An 11,383-nucleotide genomic window follows, 5' to 3' on the forward strand; every position below is an offset into this window, starting at 1 on the left:
CCCTCGGGGGGCAGAGAGCTAGGGGTCGTCTCAGAAAACGGAAAAAATCGTACGCTAAGGCCGACTGCAAGCGCTCAGGACGGCTTACCCGCGTTGCGGTAGATCGTCGAGCGTGAAATGCCGAACTGCTCAGCAATGGTCACGATGGGTACGTCGCCGGATTTCAGCAGTGCCTGGATTGTTCTCAAGTCTTTCACCGACAGCTTCTTCGGACGCCCACCGCTGCGCCCTCGCGCCCGCGCAGCCTTCAGTCCGGCCATTGTCCGTTCACGAATCAGATTGCGCTCGAACTCGGCCAGGGCACCGAATAGATGAAAAACCAGTCTGCCGGTAGGTGAGTTCGTGTCAATGTGTTCTGTCAGCGACTCGAACTCGATTTGACGCGTCCGTAGCGCGGCGGTGAGTTCGATCAAATCCTTCAAGCTGCGTCCTAGGCGGTCGAGTCGCCAGACCACCAGCGTATCGCCAGCACGCAGCGCTCTCAAGCACACCTCTAGTTGGGGGCGAGCCGCGCTTCGACCGCTGGCGTATTCCTCGTAGATCTCGGTGCAATTCATCAGCTTCAACGCATCGCGCTGCAAGTCGAGTGTCTGGTCGTCGGTTGATACCCGTGCATAGCCGATGCGCATGTTTCAAATCATCCATTCCATAGGTTTATGAAGCATTGATTATGCGACGATTTTTGCGTCACTTGCAAGCGTTGTTTTGTGCCAATGAGTCGGCGACCTCTACTTGTCGCAATAACCCTGGAATTTGACACAGGCCATTAAAACGAGAATAATAACGATTCGCATTAACAATTGTATGGAGAATCACCTTGAAGCTTGCCAAGTCCCTCGTCGCCGTCGCCGCACTGGCAGGCGCATTTTCACAACCTGCCGCTGCCGGGGAGTCGCCCTTTGGATGGATCTACACGGCTGATGTTCAGCCACCCGGGACCCGCCAATTCCAGCAATGGGTTGATGTGCAGACGAAACAGACCCTGGGCGATTACACGAACGTAAGACTACGTTCGGAAATGGAATTCGGCATCACATCAAAGTACCAAACCGGAATTTACTTAAATTCGCGGTACATCAACGCATACCAAAATCAAATGGATGGCACAACTGCTGGCCCAAACACTGACATCCCAGACAATTTTGATCCAACCTCTCGCTACAAGTTGAGCCGATTCGAGTCCGTGTCCTGGGAGAACGTCTATCAGATATCGAACCCTCTCGTCGATCCGATTGGTCTGGCGCTTTATGTCGAACCGACTTGGGGGCCACGAAACAAGGAGTTGGAGTTCAAACTCATCTTGCAAAAGAATTTCTTCGACGACCGTTTGATCTGGGCAACAAATCTAGTTACAGCTCTTGAAAACAACAAACGAGGGAGCCGTGTGGAAAAAGCTACTGAAGTCGATTTTCTGACTGGGTTGTCCTACCGCTTTACCAATAACTGGTCCGCTGGCTTTGAGGCGCGCAACCACCGCGAGTTCACAGGTTATGGTTATGGCGTTGCCAATCACTCGGCATGGTTCTTAGGGCCGAATTTGCATTACGCGACCAAGAACTGGTGGGTGACCGTAGCTTGGCGTCAGCAACTACCCCTAGCCAGTGGTTTTCAAGATGATCAAAAAGCGGTCATCAGCAATAGTCGTATTTATGGCGACGAGCATACGCGTAACCAGTTCATGCTCAAAGTCGGAGTGCCGTTCTAATCATGCGCTGGGAACCTTTCTTTGCTGTCCCGCTTGTTGTAATTTCAACAGCCAGTTGGGGCAATGTCTATTTTTCAACAGAGCAGGCTCAACAGGCCATGTTTCCAGGAGCTAAGTTCACTCAGATGAATTTGGCGCTAACCCAGGATCAGCGCGACGCGTTGCGTGCCCGTTCCGGTGTTTATGAGCCATTTCAGGAAAATCGCGTATGGGCCGTGGAGGGGCGAGGATTTTTCGTCATCGACCAAGTTGTGGGTAAGCATGAAATGATTACCTACGCGGTGGGTCTTAATGCCGATGGAAGCGTGAAGCAAGTTGAAATTCTCGAATACCGGGAAACCTACGGCTATGAGATTCGTGATCCGGCTTGGCGTAAGCAGTTTGTCGGCAAGACCGCCGCATCGCCTGTCAAACTGAACAAAGACATCACTAATATCACCGGCGCTACGCTATCTTCCAAGCATCTCACCGATGGCGTACGCCGCGTGTTGGCGGTATACGATACGATGTTGAAAGGGTTGCCAGGTGTCGGTCGTTGAGCGCATGCGCCCTTTGCTGGGCACATTCGTGACGATCCGGGCAGAAGGTGCTGCGGCTAGTGCCCAGGTGGAGTCGGCAGTCGAATCTGCTTTTCGCGCCATTGCTCGTGTCGATGGCTTGATGAGTTTTCATCGGCGCAGTAGCGATATTGGACGTTTGAATTGTGCGCGGCCTGGATCGATCCTGCGTGTACATGGCTGGACTTACCAGGTGTTGCGTGAGGCGCTGCGGCTTTGGCAGTGGAGCGGTGGCGTGTTCGATTGCAATGTCGGCGCATCTCTGATGCGCTTTGGCCAACTACCCAAGAATACTCCTGGCAAATCAGTCCGCCGCTTTCCCTATGGGGAAGCCATTTGCTTGAGAAACGACCGTTCGGTCAAACTGAATGCTCGCGTAGCACTTGACCTTGGTGGAATTGCCAAGGGTTTTGCTGTCGATCAAGCGGTCGAGGTTCTGCAAGCGCATGGCATGAAAAGCGGCTTGGTCAATGCTGGTGGTGATTTGCGCACTTTTGGTGCCGCCTCGCAGCCCGTGTGGCTACGCTGTCCAGACGATCCTTATCAGGCTCAACTAATCGGGACGCTGACCAATGGCGCGATAGCGACCTCTGCATCGTACTTTACCGACACAAACCGTCCAGGTGGCGCTGCGTCAAGTGCGATTGTGAACGCTAGGCGAGAACGAATCGTCACGATAACCAATAGTGTATCGGTGATCGCTCGCAACTGCCTGTTGGCCGATGGCTTGACCAAGATCGCCATTCTTCACGGGCGACTGCCTATGCGCCTCGCCAGATATGCACAAGCCAGGGTCGTGACACTATGACGACGCACCATATGTTTAGCATCCGCTTGCCCAAGGCACAACGCTGGGCGACTTACCTGGCACTGATCGTAGTCGCCGCCAGCGGGCTTATATGGAGCCTGCTCCACGATGTTCTGCAATGGGGTTGGATGCTCGCTGAGCGCCGCCTACTCACAGTTCATGGTGTGGCCGCTGCCATCGCACTTGTGATCGTCGGTGGTTTACTGCCGTTGCACATCCGGCTTGCGTGGCGTGTCAAACGTAATTTGGCATCCGGCCTCGTCGCGCTGTCATTGATGGCCCTGCTCGGTGCAACAGGCATGCTGCTCTATTACGGTGGCGAGGAATGGCGCGATTGGGTGCGATGGGGGCATATAGGTGTCGGCACCGTCGCCTGTTTGGCTATCCCAGCACACATTTGGCTTGGGCGTAGACGGGTGGCGCGCTTACCTGCGTCCGTGGCAGCGACGCCTCTTGGCTCAAAGGCTGAGCGTGTAACGGGATTGAGGTGACGCTAAATGCCACGTCGGTCGGTCCTCTCCGTCACTGAACGCGACAGCCTGCTGGTTCTGCCTGACGACAAAGATGAGCTGATCCGTCACTATACCTTCAACGAAACCGATCTGTCATTAATTCGGCAACGGCGCGGCGATGCCAACCGCTTGGGGGTGGCTGTGCAGTTGTGCTTGTTGCGTTTTCCGGGTCAAGGCTTGCTGACAGATACCATCGTCTCGGCATCGCTGCTGGGATGGATCGGGCGGCAACTGCGCATCGATCCGGCCTGCTGGCCGCAGTATGCCGAGCGGGAAACCACGCGCCGCGAGCATTTGCTGGAGTTGCGCACTTATCTGGGCATGGAACCTTTCGTTCTGGCGCACTACCGCCAAGCGGTGCATGCCGCGACCGAACTGGCTTTGCAGACAGACAAGGGCATCGTGTTGGCTGGCAGCGTACTCGATACACTGCGTCACCGGCACATCATTATTCCGGCGCTCGATGTTATCGAACGAGTCTGTGCCGAGGCGATAACCCGCGCCAACCGGCGCATTCACGCTGTGCTGACCGACTCCCTCGAAACCCTCCACCGTCCGCGCCTGGATGAACTACTCAAGCGCAAGGAAGGCAGCAAAATGACGTGGCTGGCTTGGCTACGCCAGTCGCCTGCCAAACCGAACTCGCGCCACATGCTCGAACACATTGAGCGTCTAAAATCCTGGCAGGCGCTTGACCTACCCGCTGGCATCGAGCGGAAGGTTCATCAAAATCGCTTGCTCAAGATCGCCCGCGAGGGTGGTCAGATGACGCCCGCCGACCTGGCCAAGTTCGAGCCGCAGCGGCGCTACGCCACTTTGGTCGCGCTGGCCATCGAAGGCATGGCCACCGTCACCGATGAAATTATCGACCTGCACGACCGCATCATCGGCAAGCTGTTCAACGCGGCCAAGAACAAGCATCAGCAGCAGTTTCAGGCCAGCGGCAAGGCGATCAATGACAAGGTGCGGCTGTATGGGTGCATCGGACAAGCCTTGATCGATGCCAAGCAAAAAGGCGGCGATCCGTTTGCCGCCATCGAGGCAGTCATGCCGTGGGACACCTTCGCCGCCAGTGTCACCGAGGCGCAAACTCTGGCGCGGCCTGCTGACTTTGATTTCTTGCATCACATTGGAGAAAGCTACGCCACCTTGCGCCGCTACGCGCCGCAGTTCCTCGACGTACTCAAGCTGCGAGCTGCGCCCGCCGCCAAGGGGGTGCTCGATGCCATCAACGTTCTGCGCGGCATGAACAGCGATAGTGCCCGCAAGGTGCCAGCCGACGCGCCAACCGCATTCATCAAGCCACGCTGGGCCAAACTGGTTCTGACCGACGAGGGCATCGACCGGCGTTACTACGAGCTTTGCGCCCTGTCGGAGCTGAAGAACGCGCTGCGCTCGGGCGACGTGTGGGTGCAAGGCTCGCGCCAGTTCAAAGACTTCGACGAATACTTGGTGCCGGTCGAGAAGTTCGTCACTCTGAAGCTGGCCAGCGAATTGCCGCTGGCCGTGGCCACCGACTGCGATCAATACCTGCGTGAAAGGCTGGAATTGTTGGAGGAACAGCTTGCCACCGTCAATCGCATGGCGGCCGCCAATGACCTGCCGGACGCCATCATCACCACCGCGTCGGGCCTGAAGATTACGCCGTTGGACGCGGCGGTGCCCGATGCTGCGCAGGCCCTGATCGATCAGACGGCCATGATCCTGCCACACCTCAAAATTACCGAGTTGCTGATGGAGGTCGATGAATGGACGGGCTTCACGCGGCACTTCACGCACCTGAAGACCGGCGACACCGCCAAGGACAAAACCTTGCTGATGACAACGATTCTGGCCGATGCGATCAATCTGGGCTTGACCAAAATGGCCGAGTCCTGCCCCGGCACGACCTACGCCAAACTGTCCTGGCTGCAAGCCTGGCACGTCCGCGACGAAACCTATTCAACGGCGTTGGCCGAACTGGTCAACGCACAGTTCCGGCAACCCTTCGCCGGAAACTGGGGCGACGGCACCACATCATCGTCGGACGGGCAGAACTTCAGAACCGGCAGCAAGGCAGAGAGCACCGGGCATATCAACCCGAAATATGGAAGCAGCCCTGGGCGGACGTTTTATACCCATATCTCCGACCAATACGCTCCTTTCAGCGCCAAGGTGGTCAACGTTGGCTTGCGTGACTCGACCTATGTGCTCGACGGCCTGCTGTACCACGAGTCTGACTTGCGTATCGAGGAACACTACACCGATACGGCAGGCTTCACCGATCATGTGTTTGGCCTTATGCACTTGCTGGGGTTCCGGTTTGCGCCGCGCATTCGTGACTTGGGCGACACGAAGCTGTTCATTCCCAAGGGCGATACTGCCTACGATGCGCTCAAGCCGATGATTAGCAGCGACAGGCTGAACATCAAGGCTATTCGCGCCCATTGGGATGAAATCCTACGACTGGCCACTTCGATCAAGCAGGGCACGGTGACGGCCTCGCTGATGTTGCGCAAGCTCGGCAGCTATCCGCGCCAAAACGGCTTGGCCGTCGCCCTGCGCGAGCTGGGGCGCATCGAGCGCACACTATTCATCCTGGACTGGCTGCAAAGTGTGGAGTTGCGCCGCCGCGTTCAGGCCGGACTCAACAAGGGGGAGGCACGCAACGCGCTGGCCAGGGCTGTGTTCTTCAACCGACTGGGCGAAATCCGCGACCGCAGCTTTGAACAGCAACGCTATCGGGCCAGTGGCCTCAACCTTGTGACGGCAGCCATCGTGCTGTGGAACACCGTCTATCTGGAAAGGGCCGCGAACGCATTGCGTCATCACGGCCAGGGTGTCGATGACGCGCTGTTGCAGTACCTGTCGCCGCTGGGCTGGGAGCACATCAACCTGACCGGCGATTACCTCTGGCGCAGCAGCGCCAAAGTCGGTGCGGGGAAGTTCAGGCCACTACGACCGCTGGCCTAGCCTTAGCGTACGATTTTTTCCGTTTTCTGAGACGACCCCAGCTACACGCAGTGAGGGAACGTGGGGGCGAGTAGTCAGTCCAGGCTTCAGGCTCGTCGAGCATGCGCGCCGCCTGGTGGGCGAGGATGTAAGAGGCGTCCTGTATGGACCAAACCACCGAATGCGGCGCAAGCTCGGGGCGGCAGCGCAGGCAGGGCCGGAAGCCCGCGCCCTCGGCCTGCGCGGCATGGCGGAAGAAGCGGCAGTTTTCGCGGCGCGGCGTTTTCACGCTGCACACCGGGCGGCAGTAAATCCCGGTCGATGTGACACCGGTAAAAAAGTTGCCGTCAAAACGCGCGTCCCGCGCTGTCAGGGCGCGGTAGCAATCGTCGTCGGCAAGCATGCAATCTGTGGACATGAAGGCAATGATACGCCGCGCCTAGCTCTTGACTAGCCGTTTTCGGACATGCGCACGGACCCTGTTCCGACAGGCCCTTCCGCCTGCCGGCGCCTACAATTAAGGCTCTTTCCCGATTCGCTCCCGGATGCCGCCTGACCCGGCTTCCCCACTGCCAGGAACCCCCTTCAATGCAAGCCAGCGCATCCATATTCAAGGCCTATGACATTCGCGGCGTTGTGCCGTCCACCATCAACGAGGAAGTCGCCGAGGCCTTGGGTAGGGCTTTCGGTACCCGCGCCCTGAAGGAAGGTGAAACCACCGTCGCCGTGGGGCGCGACGGGCGGCTCAGCGGGCCGTCCCTCAGTGCGGCGCTGATGCGCGGCCTGGCAGCGGCCGGCGTGAACGTGATTGACGTCGGCATGGTCACCACGCCCATACTGTACTTTGCTGCAAACACGCTCGCTACTTCCGGGATACAGGTCACCGGCAGCCACAACCCCAGGGACTACAACGGCTTCAAGATGGTGCTGGCTGGCCGCGCGATTTACGGCGATGACATCCAGGCCATTGGCGAGATGATGCGCAACGAAACATGGGTACTTCCGTCTTCACCAGGAAAAATCAGCCAGGCCGATGTGCAGGCCGCTTACCGTGAGCGCATCGTCTCCGGCATCAAGCTGTCGCGGCCCATGAAGGTGGTGATTGATTCCGGCAATGGAGTTGCAGGTGCGTCGGCCCCGGCGATTTTTCGCGCGTTAGGCTGTGAAGTGACCGAGCTGTTCAGCGAAGTCGATGGCAACTTCCCCAATCACCACCCGGACCCGAGCAAGCCCGAAAACCTGCGCGACCTGATTAACGCCCTGAAAACTTCGGATGCGGAAATCGGCCTGGCATTTGACGGTGACGGCGACCGCCTCGGCATCATTACCAAGGACGGCCAGAACATCTACCCCGACCGGCAGATGATGCTGTTCGCCCGCGACGTGCTGTCGCGTGTGCCGGGCGGCACCATCGTGTTTGACGTGAAATGCTCCCAACGCCTCGCGCCGGCGATTGAAGCGGCGGGCGGAGTGCCCTTGATGTACAAGACCGGCCATTCGCTCATCAAGGCGAAGATGAAGGAAGTCAACTCCCCGCTCGGTGGCGAGATGAGCGGCCACATCTTCTTCAAGGAGCGCTGGTACGGTTTTGATGACGGCACCTATGCGGGCGCGCGTCTGCTGGAAATCGTCAGCCGCTCGGCGGATGCCAGCGCCGTGCTCAACAGTCTGCCGACCAGTTTCAGCACGCCGGAACTGAACGTCCCCTGCAAGGAGGGTGAGCCGCACACAGTGGTCGAGGCGCTGATCAAGACTGCAAAATTTGCAGAGCCAGCGAGGATATCCACCATAGACGGTGTGCGTGTGGATTGGCCGGACGGTTTTGGTTTGATTCGCGCCTCCAACACCACGCCGGTGCTGGTGCTGCGTTTCGAAGGCCAGACACAGCAGGCCCTGGAACGCATTGAGGCTGACATGCTGGCCCTGCTGCGCAGCGTCAAGCCCGACGCCAGTTTTGCGGCGGCTGCGCATTGAGTCTCGCCGCCGTTTGCAAGCCGTCAAGAGACGTGCCCCTGGGTTTATGAAAATCCTTCTGGTCAAGCTTTCGTCCCTTGGCGACGTGGTGCACACCTTGCCGGTGGTGCAGGACATTCGCGTCGCCATGCCGGACGCTCAAATCGACTGGGTGCTTGAAAAATCCTTTGCGTCCCTGTTGGTGCCGCTGCTTGAAAACGGGGCGTTGCGCCGCATCATTCCGTGCGACATCAGGCGCTGGCGCAAGTCGCCTTTTTCCGCCGCGACATGGCGCGAATGGCGTGCGTTCAAAACGCAATTGCAAAGCGAAGCGTATGACGCGGTAATAGACCTGCAGGGCCTCACCAAGTCCGCGCTGGTGGCATGGCTGGCGCGGCTGGCGCCTGGCGGCAAGCGCTATGCAATGGCCAACCAGACCGAGGGGTCAGGTTATGAGGCGCCGACACGCTGGGCCGCCGATGTTGCCATTCGTATGGAGCCGCACATCCACGCCGTGCAACGCTCGCGCGAACTGGCTGCACAAGCCCTCGGCTACAAATTGCTTCCGGCAGCAGATTTCGGACTAAAAGAGGCTCAGGTGCCCGATAAACGGTCCATGTCGGCTATTAAAAACATAGCATTTGATATTCCGGCCAACACCGTCGTATTGGTACATGGCACCTCCCGTGCGGACAAGGAGTGGCCGCTGGACCACTGGGTTGCGCTCGGCCAGCGCCTTGCCGCTGCAGGCCACAGCATTGCGCTGGTGCACGGCAATGCGAAGGAGGCTGCAACCAGCAAGGCCATTGCGCGGGGTCTGGGAGACGCCCCGACGCTGTGGCCCGTGCTGCAAATCGATGGGCTGGCCGCAGCGCTGGCCCGCTCTGCCGGCGTGGTTGGTGTTGACAGTGGCGTCAGCCACATCGCTGTGGCGTTGGGCTTGCCGCATGTGCAGATCTATAACTTCGACACCGCGTGGCGTACCGGGCCGCCCGAGGCCGGAACGTTCCTGCAGCGCAGCGTTTTTGCACAACCCGCGCCTTCGGTCGATGCGGTGTGGCAGGCCTGGCGGGCCTGTGGGCAACAACCATCATGAACCGCATCATCCTTTCGCTTTATTCGCTGCTGATGTGGGTGGCGCAGCCTTTTTTGCGCGGCAAGCTGGCGCGCCGCAGCCTGCAGGAGCCCGGTTATGGCGAGGCCGTGCAGGAGCGCTTCGGCCACTACAGCCAGCCGGAAGAAGCGCAAGCTGATCTGGTCTGGGTCCATGCCGTGTCTCTTGGCGAAACGCGTACCGCGGCCCTGCTCGTCAAGGCCCTGCGCGCCGAACATCCGGGCCTGCGCATCCTGCTGACCAGCGGAACGGCGACTGGCCGAGCCGAAGGCGAAAGCCTGCTGCGCGAGGGTGACATCCACATATGGCAACCCTGGGACAGCGCCGCTGCCGTGGCGCGTTTTTTCGATCACTTCAAGCCGCGTCTCGGCCTGCTGATGGAAACGGAAGTCTGGCCCAACCTGGTGGCGGCAGCCGGCGCACGGGCGGTGCCGCTGGTGCTGGTTAACGGACGGCTTTCCGAAAAATCGCTGCGGAAGGCGCTGGCCATTTCGCCGCTGTCGTACCCGGCCTTTGGCGCTCTCGCTGCGGTATACGCACAAACAGGTGACGACGCCAAACGTTTCCGCCAGCTCGGTGTTGATGTCGCAGGCGTCTTCGGTAACCTCAAGTTTGATGCCAGGCCTGACATGGACCAGCAAGCCACCGGCAAGGCATGGCGGCAGGCGCTGGCGCGGCAGGTGGTGATGTTTGCCAGCTCGCGTGAAGGCGAGGAGGGCGCTTTTTTTAAAGAAATAAGTGCTACAGCCCAGCAGCGACGGGCGACACCAGCTATTGATGTGATAGCAGCCGATATCTTCCCGCCAAAATTTCTGATCGTGCCGCGCCATCCCCAGCGATTTGATGAAGTGCAGGCACTGGCTGAGCAGCACGGCTTGCGGGTGTCACGCCGTTCGGGTTGGGCAGCGGGTCCGGCAGACAGCGAAGAAGCCATGAGCGCCGACGTCTGGCTTGGCGATTCCCTCGGGGAAATGGCGCTGTATTACGCGCTCAGCGATGTCGCGCTTCTGGGCGGCAGCTTTGAGCCTCTGGGCGGGCAGAACCTGATCGAGGCTGCAGCCTGCGGTTGCCCGGTTGTGATGGGGCTGCACACTTTCAATTTCACCGAAGCGGCGGATCTGGCCGAGGCTGCCGGCGCGGCACGCAGGGTGGCCGACATGCCCGAAGCGGTGCACACTTCGCTCGTGCTGCTGGCACGCCCCGATGCGCATCAGGCCGCCGTGGCAGCCAGCTTTGCATTTACTGCTGGCAACCGCGGTGCCACGCAGAAAACGCTGGCCGCATTGCGACCCCTGCTCAGGCGCTAGCGCTTGCCCAGTACCTGATGACAGGTGCAATTGCCCCAGGCGTAGAGGTGCAGGTGATGCGCCCAGTCGCGCAGGGTGGCCCAGGCGCCGCCGGTTGCGACCTCCCAGGGCGTGAGCCCGAACATGCCGAGGCTGATGGACGGTTCCGCGGACACGACCGAGTGCCAGGTGCGGCGCGGTATGAAAAGCGCATCGCCGGCTTCGACGCGTGCGTAGATGCCTTTTGCATTTTCAAACGATGCCAACTCTTTCGCCTGCTGCGGCAGGCGGGAGACGTTGATGTCGCTCAGCGTCGCGCCCCAGTCGTATTTTTTGGCTGCGCACAGGTGTTCGCTCTGGTCGGGCGGGAAGAGCATGAACTCCTTGGTGCCCTTGAACTGGCAAAACCAGTTGTGCGGAAAGTCGTTGTGCAGGGGGTCTCCTCGTTTTCAGTGCAATAAGTGACGGTACGAAAAGCTAGCACTGGCGCGGAGGTGGTGTTGGTAGATCGTTGATT

10 protein-coding genes and 1 pseudogene are annotated in these 11,383 nt (G+C 59.4%); 8 read left to right on the plus strand and 3 right to left on the minus strand.

The features are described from left to right. Positions 1-74: 74 nt before the first annotated feature. On the minus strand, positions 75-629 hold the full coding sequence (locus tag ACFQND_RS06300) for a recombinase family protein (RefSeq protein WP_293595761.1): 555 nt from the start codon (positions 627-629) through the stop codon (positions 75-77). 188 nt (positions 630-817) lie between these two features. Between ACFQND_RS06300 and ACFQND_RS06305 the strand changes: the two genes are divergently transcribed. The 5 genes from ACFQND_RS06305 to ACFQND_RS06325 are packed head-to-tail and all read left to right on the plus strand — an operon-like array spanning position 818 to position 6,534. Next, on the plus strand, positions 818-1,705 hold the full coding sequence (locus tag ACFQND_RS06305) for a DUF6662 family protein (RefSeq protein ID WP_293595760.1): 888 nt from the start codon (positions 818-820) through the stop codon (positions 1,703-1,705). A 2-nt stretch (positions 1,706-1,707) separates the two neighbouring features. Then, the gene (locus ACFQND_RS06310) at positions 1,708-2,244 is read left to right on the plus strand and encodes an FMN-binding protein (protein ID WP_293595759.1); all 537 of its coding nucleotides are present in this window, start codon (positions 1,708-1,710) and stop codon (positions 2,242-2,244) included. Beyond that, entirely contained in the window at positions 2,231-3,070 is an 840-nt protein-coding gene (locus ACFQND_RS06315) for an FAD:protein FMN transferase (RefSeq protein ID WP_293602085.1), read from the plus strand. Before ACFQND_RS06310 ends, ACFQND_RS06315 begins: the two co-directional genes overlap by 14 nt. After that, positions 3,067-3,561, plus strand: coding sequence for a hypothetical protein (locus ACFQND_RS06320; RefSeq protein WP_293602084.1), 495 nt, complete (start codon positions 3,067-3,069; stop codon positions 3,559-3,561). The genes ACFQND_RS06315 and ACFQND_RS06320 overlap by 4 nt, the downstream gene beginning before the upstream one ends. Positions 3,562-3,567: 6 nt before the next feature. After that, positions 3,568-6,534: a Tn3 family transposase gene (locus ACFQND_RS06325; protein ID WP_293595756.1), complete on the plus strand. Its 2,967-nt coding sequence runs from the start codon at positions 3,568-3,570 to the stop codon at positions 6,532-6,534. A gap of 64 nt (positions 6,535-6,598) precedes the next feature. Here ACFQND_RS06325 and ACFQND_RS06330 read toward each other — a convergent pair. Beyond that, positions 6,599-6,931: pseudogene (locus tag ACFQND_RS06330) on the minus strand (Ada metal-binding domain-containing protein); the annotation flags it as partial. Between the two features lie 170 nt (positions 6,932-7,101). Between ACFQND_RS06330 and ACFQND_RS06335 the strand changes: the two are divergent. The 3 genes from ACFQND_RS06335 to ACFQND_RS06345 are packed head-to-tail and all read left to right on the plus strand — an operon-like array spanning position 7,102 to position 10,887. Further along, positions 7,102-8,487 (plus strand): phosphomannomutase/phosphoglucomutase, encoded by a 1,386-nt coding sequence (locus tag ACFQND_RS06335; RefSeq protein WP_371437662.1) that lies wholly within the window; start codon positions 7,102-7,104, stop codon positions 8,485-8,487. Between the two features lie 46 nt (positions 8,488-8,533). Further along, a complete protein-coding gene (gene waaC, locus ACFQND_RS06340; RefSeq protein WP_371437663.1) occupies positions 8,534-9,562 on the plus strand; it encodes a lipopolysaccharide heptosyltransferase I in 1,029 nt (342 codons plus the stop codon). Continuing rightward, on the plus strand, positions 9,559-10,887 hold the full coding sequence (locus ACFQND_RS06345; RefSeq protein WP_371437664.1) for a 3-deoxy-D-manno-octulosonic acid transferase: 1,329 nt from the start codon (positions 9,559-9,561) through the stop codon (positions 10,885-10,887). The genes waaC and ACFQND_RS06345 overlap by 4 nt, the downstream gene beginning before the upstream one ends. On the opposite strand, the gene ACFQND_RS06350 is transcribed toward ACFQND_RS06345, so the two are convergent. Then, the gene (locus ACFQND_RS06350; RefSeq protein WP_371437665.1) at positions 10,884-11,300 is read right to left on the minus strand and encodes a cupin-like domain-containing protein; all 417 of its coding nucleotides are present in this window, start codon (positions 11,298-11,300) and stop codon (positions 10,884-10,886) included. The genes ACFQND_RS06345 and ACFQND_RS06350 overlap by 4 nt on opposite strands. Between the last annotated feature and the right edge of the window lie 83 nt (positions 11,301-11,383).

Origin of the sequence: Polaromonas aquatica, assembly GCF_042659145.1 — a bacterium.
In the GTDB taxonomy this organism is placed as follows: Bacteria; Pseudomonadota; Gammaproteobacteria; order Burkholderiales; family Burkholderiaceae_C; genus Polaromonas; species Polaromonas aquatica.